This is a genomic window from Marivita sp. (assembly GCF_051859345.1).
GTDB lineage: Bacteria > Pseudomonadota > Alphaproteobacteria > Rhodobacterales > Rhodobacteraceae > Marivita.
Genome location: NZ_JBHYFV010000009.1, coordinates 41,130 through 58,401, shown reverse-complemented (window position 1 = coordinate 58,401; position 17,272 = coordinate 41,130). Strand labels below are relative to the sequence as shown.

20 protein-coding genes are annotated in these 17,272 nt (G+C 60.3%); 5 read left to right on the top strand and 15 right to left on the bottom strand.

Annotation, left to right across the window (positions count from 1 at the left end):
* From ACTIEN_RS08260 to ACTIEN_RS08225, 8 genes are all read right to left on the bottom strand, one after another.
* Window positions 1-945 carry a homoserine O-succinyltransferase gene (locus ACTIEN_RS08260; protein ID WP_439522650.1) on the bottom strand — a complete coding sequence of 315 codons (945 nt, stop codon included), beginning with the start codon at window positions 943-945 and terminating at the stop codon, window positions 1-3.
* A gap of 3 nt (window positions 946-948) precedes the next feature.
* On the bottom strand, window positions 949-1,815 hold the full coding sequence (locus ACTIEN_RS08255) for an ATPase (RefSeq protein WP_439522649.1): 867 nt from the start codon (window positions 1,813-1,815) through the stop codon (window positions 949-951).
* 58 nt (window positions 1,816-1,873) lie between these two features.
* Complete coding sequence (locus ACTIEN_RS08250) at window positions 1,874-2,785, bottom strand: DMT family transporter (RefSeq protein WP_439522648.1); 912 nt, start codon at window positions 2,783-2,785, stop codon at window positions 1,874-1,876.
* A 112-nt stretch (window positions 2,786-2,897) separates the two neighbouring features.
* Window positions 2,898-4,223 (bottom strand): outer membrane protein transport protein, encoded by a 1,326-nt coding sequence (locus tag ACTIEN_RS08245; protein WP_439522647.1) that lies wholly within the window; start codon window positions 4,221-4,223, stop codon window positions 2,898-2,900.
* A 120-nt stretch (window positions 4,224-4,343) separates the two neighbouring features.
* Window positions 4,344-5,243, bottom strand: a complete 900-nt coding sequence (locus ACTIEN_RS08240) for a DMT family transporter (protein ID WP_439522646.1) — start codon at window positions 5,241-5,243, stop codon at window positions 4,344-4,346.
* 5 nt (window positions 5,244-5,248) lie between these two features.
* Window positions 5,249-5,866 carry a hypothetical protein gene (locus ACTIEN_RS08235; RefSeq protein ID WP_439522645.1) on the bottom strand — a complete coding sequence of 206 codons (618 nt, stop codon included), beginning with the start codon at window positions 5,864-5,866 and terminating at the stop codon, window positions 5,249-5,251.
* Window positions 5,863-7,434, bottom strand: coding sequence for a glutamine-hydrolyzing GMP synthase (guaA, locus tag ACTIEN_RS08230; RefSeq protein ID WP_439522644.1), 1,572 nt, complete (start codon window positions 7,432-7,434; stop codon window positions 5,863-5,865). Before guaA ends, ACTIEN_RS08235 begins: the two co-directional genes overlap by 4 nt.
* Window positions 7,435-7,489: 55 nt before the next feature.
* Window positions 7,490-7,699, bottom strand: a complete 210-nt coding sequence (locus tag ACTIEN_RS08225) for a hypothetical protein (protein ID WP_439522643.1) — start codon at window positions 7,697-7,699, stop codon at window positions 7,490-7,492.
* A 187-nt stretch (window positions 7,700-7,886) separates the two neighbouring features.
* Here ACTIEN_RS08225 and ACTIEN_RS08220 point away from each other — a divergent pair, with 187 nt between their 5' ends.
* Entirely contained in the window at window positions 7,887-9,431 is a 1,545-nt protein-coding gene (locus ACTIEN_RS08220; RefSeq protein ID WP_439522642.1) for a trimethylamine methyltransferase family protein, read from the top strand.
* Here ACTIEN_RS08220 and ACTIEN_RS08215 read toward each other — a convergent pair.
* Complete coding sequence (locus ACTIEN_RS08215) at window positions 9,424-9,738, bottom strand: DUF6477 family protein (protein ID WP_439522641.1); 315 nt, start codon at window positions 9,736-9,738, stop codon at window positions 9,424-9,426. The two genes, ACTIEN_RS08220 and ACTIEN_RS08215, sit on opposite strands and share 8 nt — an antisense overlap.
* 244 nt (window positions 9,739-9,982) lie before the next feature.
* Between ACTIEN_RS08215 and ACTIEN_RS08210 the strand changes: the two genes are divergently transcribed.
* Together ACTIEN_RS08210 and lipA are read left to right on the top strand one after the other, a co-directional pair.
* Window positions 9,983-11,023 carry a DUF6456 domain-containing protein gene (locus ACTIEN_RS08210; RefSeq protein ID WP_439522640.1) on the top strand — a complete coding sequence of 347 codons (1,041 nt, stop codon included), beginning with the start codon at window positions 9,983-9,985 and terminating at the stop codon, window positions 11,021-11,023.
* Between the two features lie 204 nt (window positions 11,024-11,227).
* Complete coding sequence (gene lipA, locus ACTIEN_RS08205; protein ID WP_439522639.1) at window positions 11,228-12,178, top strand: lipoyl synthase; 951 nt, start codon at window positions 11,228-11,230, stop codon at window positions 12,176-12,178.
* A gap of 114 nt (window positions 12,179-12,292) precedes the next feature.
* Here lipA and ACTIEN_RS08200 read toward each other — a convergent pair whose 3' ends face one another.
* Window positions 12,293-13,171, bottom strand: coding sequence for a c-type cytochrome (locus ACTIEN_RS08200; protein ID WP_439522638.1), 879 nt, complete (start codon window positions 13,169-13,171; stop codon window positions 12,293-12,295).
* Window positions 13,172-13,177: 6 nt separating this feature from the next.
* Entirely contained in the window at window positions 13,178-13,639 is a 462-nt protein-coding gene (locus tag ACTIEN_RS08195) for a c-type cytochrome (protein WP_439522637.1), read from the bottom strand.
* A gap of 96 nt (window positions 13,640-13,735) precedes the next feature.
* Between ACTIEN_RS08195 and ACTIEN_RS08190 the strand changes: the two genes are divergently transcribed.
* Window positions 13,736-14,611 (top strand): LysR family transcriptional regulator, encoded by an 876-nt coding sequence (locus ACTIEN_RS08190; RefSeq protein WP_439522636.1) that lies wholly within the window; start codon window positions 13,736-13,738, stop codon window positions 14,609-14,611.
* 94 nt (window positions 14,612-14,705) lie between these two features.
* On the opposite strand, the gene hpt is transcribed toward ACTIEN_RS08190, so the two are convergent.
* Window positions 14,706-15,248, bottom strand: coding sequence for a hypoxanthine phosphoribosyltransferase (gene hpt / locus ACTIEN_RS08185; protein WP_439522635.1), 543 nt, complete (start codon window positions 15,246-15,248; stop codon window positions 14,706-14,708).
* A gap of 73 nt (window positions 15,249-15,321) precedes the next feature.
* Here hpt and ACTIEN_RS08180 point away from each other — a divergent pair, with 73 nt between their 5' ends.
* Window positions 15,322-15,765: a type II toxin-antitoxin system RatA family toxin gene (locus ACTIEN_RS08180; protein WP_439522634.1), complete on the top strand. Its 444-nt coding sequence runs from the start codon at window positions 15,322-15,324 to the stop codon at window positions 15,763-15,765.
* On the opposite strand, the gene ACTIEN_RS08175 is transcribed toward ACTIEN_RS08180, so the two are convergent.
* The 3 genes from ACTIEN_RS08175 to ispF are packed head-to-tail and all read right to left on the bottom strand — an operon-like array spanning window position 15,756 to window position 17,202.
* Window positions 15,756-16,241, bottom strand: a complete 486-nt coding sequence (locus ACTIEN_RS08175) for a CinA family protein (protein WP_439522633.1) — start codon at window positions 16,239-16,241, stop codon at window positions 15,756-15,758. The two genes, ACTIEN_RS08180 and ACTIEN_RS08175, sit on opposite strands and share 10 nt — an antisense overlap.
* A complete protein-coding gene (locus tag ACTIEN_RS08170) occupies window positions 16,238-16,726 on the bottom strand; it encodes a phosphatidylglycerophosphatase A family protein (RefSeq protein ID WP_439522632.1) in 489 nt (162 codons plus the stop codon). The genes ACTIEN_RS08175 and ACTIEN_RS08170 overlap by 4 nt, the downstream gene beginning before the upstream one ends.
* Complete coding sequence (gene ispF, locus ACTIEN_RS08165) at window positions 16,723-17,202, bottom strand: 2-C-methyl-D-erythritol 2,4-cyclodiphosphate synthase (protein WP_439522631.1); 480 nt, start codon at window positions 17,200-17,202, stop codon at window positions 16,723-16,725. Before ispF ends, ACTIEN_RS08170 begins: the two co-directional genes overlap by 4 nt.
* Window positions 17,203-17,272: the final 70 nt, after the last annotated feature.

Sequence of the window (17,272 nt, the reverse complement as noted above, 5' to 3'; positions counted from 1 at the left end):
CTATTTGTTGCGCAGATCCGTGCTGGACGCGCCGATCTGGTCGATGTCGAACGGAGTTGTAAGATAGATCTCGGACACCCAGTTGCCATAGAGAAGGTGCGCGTGACTGCGCCAGCGGTTCTGTGGTGGTTTGCTGGGGTCGTCATTCGGGTAGTAATTCGCAGGGACATTGATCGGCGTGCCGTTTTCGACATCCCGGTCGTATTCATCCTTGAGCGTGCCACTGTCGTATTCAAAATGGTTGAACACATAAAGCGCGCGATGATCGGGATCTTCGATCAGGCAGGGCCCGGTTTCGGTGCTGTCGATCAGAATCGGCAGACCAGCTTTCAGAACGTCATCACGGCGGATTTCGGTCCAGCGGCTGACAGGGATCACCATATCGTCCGAAAACCCGCGCAGATAGGGTGAGGCGGGCGCAAGATTGCGGTGCCGGACGCAGCCGAACGCCTTTTGCGGCAGCTCGATCTTGGGTACGCCGTGAAAATGGCTGATCATCGCCATGCCACCCCAGCACACACCAAAGGTGGAATGCACATGGGTCTGGGTCCAGTTCATCACTTGCGTGAGCTCGTCCCAGTAAGTCACCTCTTCATAAGGCAAATGTTCAATCGGCGCCCCGGTGATAATCAACCCGTCAAACTTTTCTCCACTGTCTGCTACCTCGGAAAATGGGCGGTAAAAGCTTTCCATATGTTCGGCAGCAGTGTTGCGGGTCTGATGTTCGGACATGCGGATCAGGTTGAATTCGATCTGCAAGGGCGTGGCCCCGATCAGCCGGGCAAACTGGTTCTCGGTCTGGATCTTCTTGGGCATCAGGTTCAGCAGCGCGATGCGCAGCGGGCGGATGTCCTGCTGGCTGGCCATTTCGTCGGGAATGACCATGACGCCCTCACGCTTGAGAACGTCAAAGGCGGGCAGGTTGTTAGGCAGTTTGATAGGCATGTCTTACGGTCTTTTCTGGTCAAGCGCGCGGGCGATCAACGTGTCAAAGTTTTGCGGTGTGGGGTCTGCGATCAGATCATTGGCGTCGATGGTGACACCCCAACGATCCGCCATCATCCGGTAGCGGGGCTGACGATGTGCAAGCGCCTGCGCATAGGTCCAGCGGATAAAGGCGTCTGGATCAACATCGTCTTGTTCAATCTTGTTTTCGCTTAGATATTGGTCCCAGACGCGGCTCAGGAATTCAGGTTGGTACGCCATCGGCTTGGGTGCCTTGTCAAACCGCCGGACAAGATCCTGGGTATGGGCCTCGTCGCCTTTGATCCACACCAGCAGCGCGTGTTTCGTCAGCTCTGACAGGATCGGATCGTTCGGGTCTTCGGGATCGACCCATTCGCAGATCGACCCACCGGTGTCGCAGACGAAATGCGGATAGCCATACAGGTCGATGGCGCGGTCGATGAAATAGCCGGTGTCGAGCAGGGCCGCCATCTCGGCGCGACGGAACTGGTCCTGCCGCTTGCGGTACTCATCCATTGGAGAGCCACCGCGCGCGGGATCGCCGGGTTTGCCCAGGTAGGCAGCGACGGGGGCCAGGTTGTCGAACGTGATGTTCGAGCCGATATAGATCGAATCCGACATCAGCAGATCCCGCAGGAACGGCACCTTCATCGCTTCGCGCTTGGCATTGTCGGCGATGTATTCGCCCATGTAGCGGGTGCCGATGCGGTAATCTATCGAGTAGTGGAACCAGTCGCCGCTGTCGCGCAGCAGGTTCGAGATATGGGTCTTGCCGAGGCCCGACATGGCAAACAACACAACGCGTTTGTTCGGCGCGTCCCGCCAGTCCTGTGCAGAGGTGTAGATCATTGCGCTGTCCCGTGCCCGAAATCCCGTCGTTTGGAATTAGCGATGCGGCGCGGGGGCGTCAAACGGTTGTGGGCCTGCGCCGCCAAAGTCGCCCGTCGATGATGCTTAGTCCCAAGGCAAGAAGACCAAATCCAAGGTATTCGCCGGGATGCAGGGTTTCGTGGCGCACCAAAGCCCCCAGTGTGATCGCGATGGGCGGGATGATCAACGTGACAAGCAACAGGTTGCCGCTGCCCGCCATGCCAAGAACACGGTAATAGAGCAGGTAAGCCAGCGCGGTGGCGATGATCGCGTAATAGGCGATTGCCGACCAGGTCGAGGCGGCAAGCGCCAGCGAAGGCACCCCTTCGATCACCAGAACCAGCGGGATCATGCACAGCGTCGAACCGCTCAGCATGCCCGCCGCCGCGATCACCGGGGGGATGCCGCCCAGCATCTTTCGCGCCCACGCGCTGGCAAATGCGTAGGACAGGGTGCCTGCAACGATGGCCAGTTGGGCAAGCGACGTCGTATCGAACTGCCGGAGGGCGTCGACGCCGATCGCCATGCACACTCCGGAAAAGCCAAGGCCGACTCCCATCACCTTGCGCGCGGTCAGCTTTTCATCGGCAAACACAAGCGCGGCGACCACAATTCCGAAGATGGCTGTTGCCGCGTTGAAGATCGAGGTCAGTCCGGTCGGGATGTATAGCTGCCCCCACGCCATAAGGCTGAAGGGAATCACGTTGTTCAAGACCCCCATGACCAGAAACGCGCCCCAAATCCTTGGGGATCTTGGGATAGGAAGCCTTTTGAGAGCGACAAACCCCCATAGGACCACCATCGCCCACCCCGTACGGTGAAGGACCGAGGTCAATGGTCCGATCTCGTCCAGCGCCGTGCGAATGGCAAGAAACGACCCGCCCCAGATCAGGCCCAGAAGAATGAGCTCGACCCACGCGCGGGTGGAAAGGGATGTCTGTGCTGTCATGTGGGTGGTTTAGCGGGACTGCGGCGGGACGGGCGACCCGAAAGATGCGCAAGTCCACGAAAAACCCCGCCAAACACGGTCTGGCGGGGTCAATCGGATCACTCTTGGCGGATCAGAAGTCGACGGTCAGGGACAGGCCCACTCCCAAAGCGGTGTTGCCGTCGTATTTTACGCCAGACGCGTCTTCGGCATCGCCGATCCACGCGTATTCGATCCCGCCGCGCAGGGTCATGTTGTCCATCTTGTACTGACCCCCGACGCCGAGGCTGAGAATCCCGTCACGCGGGGCAAGGCGGGATGTGATGTCGCCGTTCTGCGCCTCGTAAGTGACCTGGGCAAAGCCGGACAGGTCTTCGCTGAAGGAACGTCCGACCCCCAGCTTCCAGGTGACGCGGTCATTGTCAAAAGCGGTTACCGCGCCGCCGGTGGCGTTTTCGTATTCCGGTGTCCGCACTTCCCACTTGGACCATTCCGTCCACTTGACCTGACCGAACAAAAGCGTGCCCGGTGCGATCCCTGTCTGGAAATCAAGCGCGACAACCTGGGGCATGGTCACCTTGGTGTCACCGCTGTTGGTGTCGACGCCCAGACCGGCAAGCGATTCGCCGGTGCCGAAGTTATGTTCGATTTCGCTTTGCCAGGACAGGGCGACGCGTAGGGCGATGTCCGGGATTTCATAAGCCACGCCAAGGATGGCACCCCAATCACCCACGCGGCGACCGCTGGCGTTGTACTCCATCGACGTTCCGAAATCCTGTGCCGCGGCACCAAGGTTCTGGGCGGTTGCGCCCAATGACGCCGCCTGGGCACCAAGTGCCTGTGCCTGTGCGCCAAGTTCCTGCGCCCTGGCCAGATCACCGGCCGCCCCAGCAGCCTGCGCCTGGGCGCCAAGCGACTGGGCCTCAGCACCAAGCGCCTGCGCCTGCGCGCCGATGCCCTGGGCGTTGCGTCCAACCGCACTGCGGACAAGCAGGTCCGGAATGGTGATGTCCGCCTGGCTTTCGACATAGCGCGCACCGGCAAAGAACGACACGCGGTCCGTGAAGCGGTATTTGCCGACAACCGCAACCTGATCACTGTCCCAATCCGCAGTCAGGCCTGCATAGATCCCTTGGGTGTATTCCGCACCTGCGCCATAGGGATTGTTCACGAAAAGACCGAATGTCAGCTTTTCGGTGAAGTCGTTTTTGTAGGCAAAGGTGTAGTTCGTATAGTCGGTCAGCATGTTGCCGGTGCTGTCTTCACCGCCGCCCGCCGCTGTCAGCTCGGGGGTGTATTTGCCCGAAAGCTCTGGCATCACATGCGAAAAGCCCAGCTGAAGCTGATCGTTCGGCGTGAACAGAAATCCGTAATCGTTGTTGGAGCGTTCGATTCCGCCCGCTTGTGCCGTGCCTGCTGCTACGGCAAGCGCCATCGCGCTTGTCATTATTCGTGTCATTGGACCCTCATCCCTGTGAAATACCTGTCTCCTCTAGGAAAGGGTTATCGAAGTGCCCATGAAACGGTCAATTTTTACCGTACGTCAGGCAAGATCTAATTCCGCAGCGTCACATTGCTGTTACGCCCGCGTGCTGGACCAGATGTTGTAGTAATTCGCGCCGAAAATAAGGGCAGCGCCCAGCAGGACAAACGGGTCCAGCGGTTCGTTGTACAGCAGCACGCCAACGATGGCGATTACCGGAAGGCGGGTGAAATCAATTGGCATCACGATGGTGGCAGGGGCCAGAGACAGGGCTGTGGTCAGACAGAAATGCGCCACCAGTCCGGCAACCGCAATGACAAGGATCCACGGCATGTTCGCAGCGGTCGGAAGCGCAATGTCACCATCGAACCCTGCAAAGCCAAGCCCGAGGACCGCCTGCATCACCGTGAGATAAAACAGGATACAGGTGATTGTCTCGGTCCGGGTCAACTTTCGGGTAAAGACCGCAGAACCCGCAAAGCCGATTGCGGCAAGGGCGGCCGTGACCAGTCCGATGTGAAACGTGTCGGGGCTTGGCCGTGTCACGACAAGAATGCCGATAAACCCGATCACCGCCGCGATGGCCTGGGATTTGGTCAGGCGTTCCCCCAGCACCAGCGGGGCCAGTACGATCACCCATAAAGGCGATGTGAACTCCAGCGCGAACACCTGCGCCAGCGGGATCACCGTGATCGAATAGAACCACAGGTTCTGCCCGGCGAAGTGGCTGACATTGCGGATAAAATGCAGACCAAGCTTTTGCGCGCGCACTTCGCGCAATGTGCCTGCAAGACTGGCCACGATGACGACAATCACGATGCCGATGAGGCTGCGAAACATCATGATCTCGAACGTGTCGAGGTCGAGGCTCACCGCGCGGCCCGCAATGGCCATGGATGTGAACGACACGATGGCCCCGATCATCCAGAGACAGGCACGCACAGTTGGCGACACCGGCACGACGGCGCCCCCCTTGGTGTTTGGGAATTGGGACATGTCCGTCAGTTCCGCGGCAAGTGGCAACAGCCGGACAGAAACCGCCGTTTGCCCAGCGCGATGAGCTGCATGGAAATGGTCCAGCCATAGGAGCGATCGCTCATGCCATCGCTGCAGTCTGCGCCAGACAACGTGGCCTCGATGACGTGAGACTCTTCTGTCGCGAGTGTGATCAGGGCAGGGCTGCCCAAACGCCCCTCGGCCACAACCGCAGTGTCAAAGGCGTAGTCGGTATCTCCGTCCTCCGGATGCGAATAGCGTGCCTCTTCTCCATAAAGGCCGAGCGCCCAGAATGGCTCTGTCCCGCCGCAGACCGTCCCGACAGGGACCGACGTGGTGCCGATTGTCTCGACCGCGTCGCGGGTCAGAAACCGGGTCGAGATCCAGCCATCCCTTTCGTTCAGCGCAATGCGGGCCCAGTTGCCGGATGCGTCGAAGTCAAACACCTCGATACCGGACGCATCATGCGCCAGATCGCCGATATCTGCACTGCTGGCCGTCGGTTCGGCGCGCACATTCAACGAATCGTTGGCTGCCACACCGGTCACGCGGTGATAGGACGGCTCTGCATGGACCAGCGTCGGCAGGGCAAGCACCGCTGCAAACAGGCTTGTGCGGATCATTCCCACTCGATCGTTCCCGGAGGTTTGGATGTGATGTCATAGGTCACACGGTTGATGCCCTTGACCTCGTTGATGATGCGCGTGGCGGTTTCGCCAAGGAACTCATGACTGAACGGATAGTAATCCGCCGTCATCCCATCCACCGAATTCACCGCCCGCAGCGCACAGGCGAAATCATAGGTCCGCCCGTCGCCCATCACGCCCACCGTGCGCACGGGCAGGATGGCGACAAACGCCTGCCAGATCTCGTCGTATAGCCCATGTTTGCGAATCTGGTCGATATAGACCGCATCCGCCTTGCGCAGGATCTCGAGCTTTTCGCGGGTGATTTCGCCGGGACAGCGGATGGCAAGGCCGGGGCCGGGAAACGGGTGACGCCCGATAAAGCTGTCGGGCAGGCCCAGTTCGCGGCCAAGCGCGCGCACCTCGTCCTTGAACAGCTCGCGCAGCGGTTCGACCAGTTTCAACCCCATCTTTTCGGGCAGACCGCCGACATTGTGGTGGCTCTTGATCGTCACCGAAGGCCCGCCGCTGAAGGACACGGATTCGATCACGTCCGGGTAAAGCGTGCCTTGGGCAAGGAATTCGGCACCTTCGATCTCGTTCGCGTATCTCTGGAACACGTCGATGAAGAGACGCCCGATGATCTTTCTCTTGGTCTCCGGGTCACTTACACCGTCAAGCTCACCTAGAAACAATTCCTGTTCCTGCGCATGGATCACCTGCAGGTTCATGTGGTCGCGGAACATGGACACCACTTCCTCGGCCTCGTTGAGACGCAACAGGCCATGGTCCACAAACACGCAGGTCAACTGATCGCCAATGGCCTCGTGCAGCAAGGCCGCTGCCACTGAACTGTCGACCCCACCGGACAGGGCGCAGATCACCTTTCTGTCCCCGACCTCGTCCTTGATCTTGCGGATCGCCTCTTCGCGGTAGGCGCCCATGGTCCAGTCGCCGGTAAACCCGGCCAATTGAACAAAATTCTGATAGAGCGTCTTGCCGTTGGGCGTGTGGTGCACCTCGGGGTGGAATTGCGCCGCGTAAAAGTGACGGTCCTTGTCTGCCGTGATCGCAAACGGTGCTCCCGGAGAGGTGCCCAGAACCTCGAAACCCGGAGCAATGTCAGAGACATGGTCGCCGTGGCTCATCCAGACCTGTTCGCGCCCCGTGCCGTCCATGAACCAGCCTTGAAGCAGTTCGTTGCGCGTTTCGCTCGGGGCGACCCAGGCGCGGCCGAATTCGGCTGTTGCGTGTTCGCCCGCTTCGACCTTCCCACCCAGATCCTGCATCATCACCTGTTGGCCATAGCAGATGCCAAGGATCGGAACGCCCAGCGTGTACGCCGCTTTGGGCGGGCGCGGCGATCCTTCGCGCATGACGCTGTCGGGGCCGCCGGAAAAGATGATGGCCCTGGGCGCGAAGTCGGTCAGGAAATCATCCGTCACGTTCTGGTAGGGATGGATTTCGCAATAGACATTCAACTCGCGCAGGCGGCGCGCAATCAGCTGCGTCACCTGGCTGCCGAAGTCGATGATAAGAAGGCGGTCGTGGGATGTCATGTCCATGGCTCCTGATAGGCAGAGCCATTCCGATTGGCAATATTGCTTGCGCGGGTTTTGGTCAGTCCTGCTGCCAGTTGCGTTTCGGACGATGCCAGGTCTTGCCCATGTTCTCGTGCACAAGTCGCGCACCCAGAATCCAGACAAGGAAACAGATCACGATGGACAGCCCGAAGATGATCGAGCCAACGGCGAATCCAGCCCAGACCACGCCCAGCCCCACCAGCAATACGGCAAACATCGCAGCGGTCTTTTTCGGGGCAAAGCGCATGAGTCTCTCCTTGAACGGTCTGTACGCTTAACGGTTGACGCATCGGCACAGTTCCCCTGGGTGCCGCCGAATGTCGCTTTCGCAACGCACAGGACGCAATCCGTCGCTGACGATGTCCGGTCTCATACTATGGAAGGTCCACCGGACACCGCGCCGGAGCCCTTTTGTATCCGCATGGAGTTTGATCATGGCAGAAGCAGAAACACGCAGACGGTCACGCGGTGGCGGCGGTGCGGCGCGACGGGCAGAGCGCACAGCGGTTTCTGTCGAAACGGCAAAATACATTCAGCGCAATATCCCGAATTTCGAGATCCTGAACGAAGAAGCGCTCGAGATCATCGAGACCAACGCGGAAACCGTTCTGGCCGAGATCGGCGTGAACTTCGTCAACAACCCGGCAGCGCTCGACCGCTGGCGCGAGGCTGGTGCTGAAGTGACCGGCGAGCGCGTGCGCATCCCGCGTGGATTGGCGCGTAAACTGTGCAGCACAGCGCCTTCGACCTTTACCCAGCATGCCCGCAACCCGGAACGGTCGGTCGAAATCGGTGGCCGCAACCTCGTGCTCGCGCCGGTTTATGGCCCGCCTTTCGTGCATGACGCCGTGGGGGGCCGCCGCTATGCCACGATGGCCGATTTCGAGAAATTCGTGAAGCTGGGCTACATGTCCAAGTGGTTGCACCATTCGGGCGGCACGGTCTGCGAACCCACGGACATCCCGGTAAACAAGCGTCACCTCGACATGCTGATGGCGCACATGACGTTGTCGGACAAACCCTTCATGGGCTCGGTGACCGAACCCAGCCGTGCGCAGGACAGCGTGGACATGTGCGAGATCCTGTTTGGTCAGGACTTCGCGCAGAACAACACTGTCATGACCTCGCTTATCAACATCAACTCACCGATGACATTCGATGACGTGATGATGGGTGCTTTGGAGGTCTATGCGCAGAACAATCAGGCCTGCATCATCAGCCCCTTCATCGTCGGCGGCGCGATGGCGCCGGTGTCGGTCATGGGTACGCTGACGCAGGTGCTGGCCGAAGTGATGTCCGGCATTGCCTATAGCCAGTTGGTGCGCCCCGGCGCTCCGGTGATTTTCGGCGCGTTTGTGACCTCGATCGACATGAACTCGGGCGCGCCCACCTTCGGCACCCCCGAGGCCAGCCAGATCACCTACGGGGCAGGGCAGTTGGCCCGCCGCATGAAGCTGCCGTTCCGCTCCGCCGGGAGCTTTACCGGATCGAAACTGCCCGACGCGCAGGCCGCTTATGAAACCGCGAACAGCCTGAACATGGGCCTTCTGTCCGGTGTCAATTTCATGCTGCATGCCTGCGGGTGGCTCGAAGGTGGGCTGGTGTCGTCGTTCGAGAAATTCGTGATGGATGCCGACCAGCTTGGAGCGCTGCACAAGATGGCGCAGGGCGTCAACTATGATGAAGAATCACAGGCTATGGACGCAATTGCCGAAGTGGGTCCGGGTGGCCACTACCTTGGGTGCGCACACACACAGGCCAACTTCAAGTCGGCCTTCTGGCGGTCCGGGCTGTTCGATTTCAAACCTTACGAGACATGGTTCGAAGAGGGCGCGCGCGACACGATGGCCTTGGCGACCGAGCGGGTTCAACGCCTGATCGACACCTATCAGCAGCCAGCGCTTGATCCTGCGATCCACGAAGCGCTGGCCGACTATGTGGCCCGGAAAAAGGACTCCATGCCGGACGCGTTCATGTAATCAGCGTCGGACCACCCTGTGCTTGCGTCTGAGCGCGGAGCAACTGGGATTCCCCCATCACGGCCGTCAACACTTCGACATGATCGGCGACGCGATACCCCGCGTCGCCGTTTTCACGATGTTCATTCATTTCGGCTTCCAACTCCATCAGCCTGAGCAGCGCCGGACCCGTCCGTAGCGTGACGCCGTACCCCAGCAGGCGCGGCAACCGCGCATCACGCCGATAGGTTTCCGCACCAATACGGGCGGCCCGGATCAGCAACCTTGGACGGCGCAGGTTGGACAGCTGTGTCAGTAAATCTTGCATGTTGGTCCCCTTGTGAAATGGCCGCGTGGCCAGTCGAGCGGGCTTAACATTGCACAACCCAAGGGTGTGTTGCGTGGGGCGAAAATCTGCGAACGGTCCCGTTTCCAATTGTTTACCTTTTGGAAACAGAAACTTCTCCAGCGCAGAAAGTTAACAAATCAGAAACAAATACACCCATAGGTTGAATACCGTCTGTGGATAAACCTGGGGACCATTTCTGACAGACTTCTTATGGGGGAAACAAATGACCGACATGTTCTATGTCCAGACACACCTTGGATTGAATGCACTTTTGCCAGAAGCCGCGCACCGATATCTGGCACACACCACCGAAGGACGACCCATTCGCGAAATCGCACGCGAAGCGGGATGCCATGCCTCGACCGTTCTGCGGCAGGTGCGAAAGCTCGAAACGCTGCGGGATGATCCGATGGTTGATCGGGTGTTGGGCGGGCCGGTGTCCGAACCTGACGATCTGCAAACGCATCACACCCGTCTTGACGCGGCGACGGATGCGCTGCGCCACTTGTGCCAGCCGCGCGCGATGCTGCTTTACAGCCCGGACCTGCCGAAACCCGCGATCATCAAGACCGTCGGCGAAGGTGAGACGGTGGTGCTTGGGGCGGTCGATGTCGATCTGGCCGCAGCGCTGGTCATCCGCAACTGGATTGCGCCGGATGGTGGCACAACGATCAAACGCTACCGCGTGACCGAAGAGGGCCGCAGCAGCCTTCCGGGGCTGGTCGCCGAACGGGACGCCCGCGCGGCGCGGGCTTCGGATGACTTCGGTGGCATGTATGGCGAAACCGGTCCGGATCGGCGGTCCCGCGATCGGTCGCTCTCGAACGGTCCTGGATTCGAAAGCCCGCTTTCGGCCCTGGCAAGGCGTCGCGGGCCGGACGGACAGCCGTTCCTGTCACCCGATTTTGTGGCCGCCGGGGATCGGTTGCACGAAGATTTTGCGATTGCCGGGTTCAAAAGCTCTGACCTTCTGGGCTGGGACCGCCCGGAGGCGCTTCAGCGCCACTACACGGCGGCCCGCGCAATCCGCGACACGCGGCGAAGCGAAGCCTTCACCCGAACGCTGGATGCGATCCGCGATCTTGGCCCCGGACTGAGCGAGGTGGTCCTGCGCTGTTGTTGCCTGCGCGAAGGGCTTGAAGTTACAGAGAAACGACTTGGCTGGTCGGCCCGGTCCGGCAAGGTTGTCTTGCGCATCGCGTTGCAGCGGCTGACGCTGTTTTACGCCCGAACCCTGTCGAAAGACGGTGTCTTGATCGGATAATCGCACCGCCGCGTCGGGACAGATCGACGCAATCACAGGTGCCATTCACGGGCAAAGGTCGCGCACGACCCTGTTATTGGGGTGCAGGAGGTACTCGTTACATTTGGGAATTTGAAGCTGCAACGCAGCTATGCAACACTGGTACTACCTCCTGCTGCCCTATATGTTATGGCAGTCCTGACCTGACTTAGCGGGGAAAAACCGTTGCGCGACCTCAAGATACCAGAACAACGCCACCCGGAAAAAGCCCATCGTCCGGACAATGCCCAGCCCAAGAAGCCAAGCTGGATCAGGGTGAAAGCCCCCGGTGGCGAAGGCTATAACGAAACGCGCCGCATCATGCGCGAGAACAACCTCGTGACCGTGTGCGAAGAAGCGGGTTGCCCAAACGCCGGCGAATGCTGGAGTCAGGGCCACGCAACCATGATGATCATGGGCGACATCTGTACCCGTGGCTGCACCTTCTGCAACATCGCCACAGGCCGTCCCGACACTCTGGATGCGTTCGAACCGGGCCGCGTGGCCGATGCGGTTCAAAAGCTGGGTCTGAACCATGTGGTGATCACCTCGGTGGACCGCGATGACCTTGAGGATGGCGGGGCCGAGCATTTTGCCCAGACCATTCGCGCGGTGCGACACCGCTCTCCAACCACCACAATCGAAATTCTGACACCGGATTTCCTGAAATGTGCGCCCGACGCGCTGGAAACCGTGGTGGCGGCGCGCCCGGATGTGTTCAACCACAATCTGGAAACGGTGCCCGGCCTCTATCCCGAGGTGCGCCCCGGCGCGCGCTATTTCCATTCGCTGCGACTGTTGCAGCGGGTGAAAGAGATCGATCCGTCGATCTTTACCAAGTCGGGCATCATGGCTGGTCTGGGTGAAGAGCGTCAATCCGTGCTTCAGGTGATGGACGACATGCGCGCGGCGGATGTGGATTTCCTGACCATTGGTCAATACCTGCAACCCACTCCGAAGCACCACGCGGTTGATCGCTTTGTCACGCCAGAGGAATTTGCAAGCTATGAAAAAGCGGCCTACGGCAAGGGGTTTTTGATGGTCTCGGCAACTCCGCTGACCCGCTCATCCTATCACGCGGGGGATGATTTCGCCCGTCTGCGCAGCAATCGCGAAGCCAAGCTCGCCAAGGCCTGAGTCAAAAGCTTTCAAGCTATTGACCAAAGCCATTGATGGCTTTGATCGCCGGTTGCCTCAGGTTCGAGGTGAAATCCTTTGAAGGATTTCGCCAAAGCCTTTGAAGGCTTTGGTCTACGGCAGCGCCTTCAGGTAGGCGGCAACCGCCTCCCGGTCGCCGGCAGGCAGCTTGGCGAAATTCGAAATCACCGCCACCATATGTCCCCCGGCACTGTCGAAATCCGGTGTGAAGCCGGTCTCGAGGTAATAGGCGATCTCGGTTGGTCCCCAATCAAGCTCGGCCGGTGTCAGCGCCGGAATTGTCCCGCGCCCTGACGGGTTCGGCGCTCCGGTCAGCCATTGCGACGTATCCAACCCGCCAAGCGCGGTTCGTGGCGTGTGGCATTCTCCACAATGTGCCAGCGCTTCGACAAGATACCGTCCCCGCGCCACCTCTGCTGTGTCTGCTTCGGCGATCACCCAATCTTCATTGAGGTAAAGCTGTTTCCAGACACCGACAGAGCGGCGGATGTTGAAGGGAAACCCAACCTCGTGCGGTTGGCTTGGCGTCGCGTCGGCGGGCAGGGTCTGCCAATAGGCCCACAGATCGACCAAATCCTGATCCGTCATGCGGGTATAGGCGGTGTAGGGGAAGGCCGGGTAATAGTGCTGTCCCTCGGGCGACACGCCTTGTCGCACTGCGCCGGCGAAATCTGCCAGTGACCAGTTGCCGATGCCCGATTCGGGGTGGGGTGACACGTTCGGCGCCACGAAGGTGCCGAAATCGGACGGAAACCTCTGGCCCCCGACCAGCACCAGCTTGGCATCCCCTTCCGCGTCAGGGGCCGTGTGGCAGGACGCACAGCCTGCGGCCGTGAACACGGGTGCGCCGCGTTCAGCGTTTCCGGTCAAATCGACCAAACGCGCAGCCTCAAAGGGCTGCGCGCGAGTCATCCAGACTCCGGTTGCTGAAACGGCCGCCAGCCCTGCCAATGCCCACAGAAGAAGCCGCATCAGCGCTTAGTTCGCCACGCGGTAGTCATCGTGACAGGCTTTGCAGGTGCCGCCAATCGTCCCCATCGCAGGTCCAAGCGCCGCTTGTCCGCCGCCGGCCGCCGCCTGCATGGCCAGCGCGGCCTCGCCGAAATCCGACCAGTTGGACATGAATCCGTCGTTATTTTCCCAAATCACGGCCAGGGCCTTTGTGCCTTCGATGCTGTCGGCATGCGACCCGGCTGGCCAGAGCAGGTCCTGATTGATGCCCGACACGGCGACCAGCGAGTCTGCGGCGGTTTGCGCCGCCGCTGCGTCATATTCCGTCTTGCCCTGCGCCATTCCGCCCAGAATGCCGAGATTGAGCGCAATGATCCGCATTTGCCCCTGTCGCGCTTTCAACTGGGCCGTGAAGTCATCCTGCGCATAGGCCGCGCTGCCACAGCCGAGCGCCACAAGAGCGACCGCGAATTTGAGATTTTTCATCATGAATTCCAACTCCCTGAAATGTGTTCATACATGAGATAGTATGCCTCGCGTTCAGCACAAATTAATTGTTAGAAAATGCAAAACGGGTGGGCATTCATGCACAAGTTGAATTGGGACGACCTGCGGTTTGTATTGGCCGTGGCCGATACGGGGTCCGTGAATGCGGCGGCCAAGGTGCTTGGCGTCAATCACGCCACCGTTCTGCGCCGCATCGCAAGCTTTGAAGAGGTCTGCGGCGGCCCGGTCTTCGAGCGTGACAGGAGTGGCTACCGTCTGCGCCCCGACCGTGCCCCCGTGATCGAGGCGGCCCGTCTTGCGGCGCAGCATGTGAATTCGGCAGAAGCCCTGATGCATGGCAGCGGCAGCATGTCTGGCACCTCGCTGCGCCTCACATCGACCGATACCTTCTGTCAGACCGTGCTGGCGTGGATCTACCCTGCGCTGTCCCGTCGTATTCAGCCGGACCGGCTGACCTATCTGTCCTCCAACGCGCATCTGGATATGGCACGGCTGCGCGCCGATATCGCGCTGCGCCCGGCACCCTCCTTGCCCGACGATCTGACAGGAAAACGCGTGGGCGACATGCGGTTTGCCGTGTACGGACGCGCAGACTCTCGTGATGCCACGAACTGGCTGGGCCTCACCGGACCGCTGGAACGCTCAAAACCCGCGCAGTGGATGGCCCGAGAGATTGATCCCAGTCTGATCGCTGCAAGCGCAGACAGCTTTTGCCTGCTCACCGAAATGGTCAGTCGCGGCAATGCGCAGGCCTTTTTGCCCTGTATACTTGGGGACGCCGCACCCGGCCTTGTCCGCCTGACCCGCGCCACACCGGATTTCACGGTGCCGGTCTGGGTGGCCTGTCACCGCGATCTTGCGGGCAGTGAACGGCTTCAGCGGCTGATGGACGCTCTGGAAAAGCTGTTGCAACCGCACAGCGCCGCTCTGGCTGGTGATCTCAAGTTGTCCTGAGGCCTGCCCAATCGCACCCTCCGCCTGGACACGCGGTCCGCGCCGGTGCTGCCGGATGCCGCACCCATGGCGATCCACAACAGGTGGCCCCAGGTCAGGCCTCCACAAACCGCACCTTGCCGATAAAGGGCAGGTTGCGGTTGCGCTGCGCATAGTCGATTCCATAGCCGACGACGAATTCATCCGGGATCGAAAACCCGATCCAGTCCGCCGCCACATCGGTTTCGCGCCGCGACGGTTTGTCGAGCAGCGCAATCGTGCGCAACCGTCCGGGATTGCGCGACGCCAGCAGGCCCACAACGTGTTTGAGCGTATGGCCCGTGTCGACGATATCCTCGACCACCAGCACGTCGCGGCCTTCGATCTGGCCGCGCAAATCCTTGAGAATCCGCACCTCGCGGCTTGATTCCATGCTGTCGCCATAAGACGATGCCTCAAGGAAATCGACCTCGACGGGCAGGTCCAGTTCGCGTACCAGATCGGCGATAAAGACGAAACTGCCGCGCAGCAATCCGACGACCACCAGCTTGTTGGTGTCGCGGAATTCTTCCGTGATCGCGTTCGACAATTCCTCGATCCGGGCGGCAATCGCCTTGGCCGAGATCATTTCGTCGATGACATAAGGACGCTCTGACATAGGTTTCCCTTGATTTTTCGCGCGCACAATACGACATCCCCCGCCACTGTCACGGTCAAAACATAAAGAGCAGATGCCCACACATTCCGAAACCCGCACCCTGCCATACTCGGCGCAACAGATGTATGATCTGGTGGCGGACGTGGCGAATTACCCCAAGTTCCTGCCCTGGACAGCCGCCGCGCGCATCCGTTCACGAGAGGATCGGGGCGATCACGAGGTGATGCTGGCCGATCTCGTGATCAGCTTCAAAGTCTTTCGCGAACGCTTTGGCAGCCGCGTGGTTCTGTGGCCCGAGGTCATGAAGATCGACACCGAATACCTGGACGGACCGTTTCGCCACATGCATTCCAACTGGGGCTTCAAGGATGTGGAAGGCGGGGTCGAAGTGACGTTTTACGTCGATTTCGAATTCAAGAACCGCATCCTGCAAGGGGCGGCCGGCATGTTCTTTTACGAAGCGATGCAGCGAATCGTGCGCGCCTTTGAACGCCGCGCGTCAGAGCTTTACACCTGACCGCCTTGCAGCGCCGAAACCAACAGGTCCAGCGCCTCATCCCGCGCCGCTGCCCGCACCTCCGCCCGACCAAGCGCACCGAACTCGATGGTGCTGGTCTGCACATCGCCGCGCGTCGCCAATCCGAAACAGACGCGGCCCTCGGGTTTGTGTTCCGACCCACCGGGACCGGCGATGCCGCTGATCGACACTGCAACATCGGCATGTGCCGCCGCCCGCGCCCCCAGCGCCATCTCGCGCGCGACCTCTTCCGAGACAGCGCCATGTGCCTCAAGGGTGGCAGGACCAACGCCCAGCATGTCGATCTTGGCCTGGTTCGAATAGGTGACAAACCCGCGTTCGAACACCGCAGACGATCCGGCCACATCCGTGATGGCCGCCGCCACCATCCCGCCGGTGCAGCTTTCGGCGGTTGTGACCGTCACCCCGGCCTCGACAGCCAGCCGCAGGATTGTTTCGGGCCGCGTTTCGCTCACATCAGCACCAGATGGAACAGTGCTGCCAGCGCGATCACTCCAAGCGCGGCAAACACCCCCGCGATCACGTCGTCCAGCATCACCCCAAGTGGATCACCACGCGCATCGGCCTTGCCCACCAGCCACGGCTTCCAGATGTCGAACAGGCGGAACAGAACAAAGGCCGCGATCCAGCCGGGGTATAGCGCCAACAGGTCGACCGACATCATCATCGCACCGTAACCCACTGGAAACAGGGCGATCCATTGGCCCACAACTTCGTCGATCACGATATAGGACGGATCATGATCCGTCTGCCCGCGAGTCACTTCGCGAGTGGCGATCCAGCCCGACATAAAGACAAAAAAGGTCAGGTTCACCAACAACCAGAAGCCGCCGATGGACAGAACGGCATAAGCCACGGGCAAGGCGGCCAATGACCCCCATGTGCCCGGTGCAGGGCGCAGCAGGCCAACGCCGAAGAAGGTCGCGATCATCTTGTTCATGATGCCACCAATGCAGCCGTTGCGATGGCCGCAATGCCTTCGCCGCGCCCGGTAAAGCCCAGCTTTTCGGATGTCGTCGCCTTGACCGAGATATCCGCGACCGGCATTCCCATAATCTGCGCCAGCGCAGTGCGCATCGCGTCGGCATGGGGGCCGATCTTCGGAAACTCGCAGACCAGCGTGCAATCGACGTTGCAGATGTCGAATCCCGCCTCGCGTGCCATCTGAACCGCGTGTTTCAGGAAGATCTCGCTCGCCGCGCCTTTCCATTGCGGATCAGAGGGCGGGAAATGGCGGCCAATGTCCCCCGCCGCGAGCGCGCCATACAGCGCATCGGTGATCGCATGCATCCCGACATCGGCATCAGAGTGGCCCATAAGCGCCTGATCATGCGGAACTTTCACACCACAGATCACGACATGATCGCCGGGCCCGAACTTGTGAACATCATACCCGTTGCCCAGCCGAACTTTCATATGGAAATCCCTCAAACCGTTGCGATGTGTCTAAGGTTTGTCCCGGTGCTATGCAATCGTCCGGGGGTTG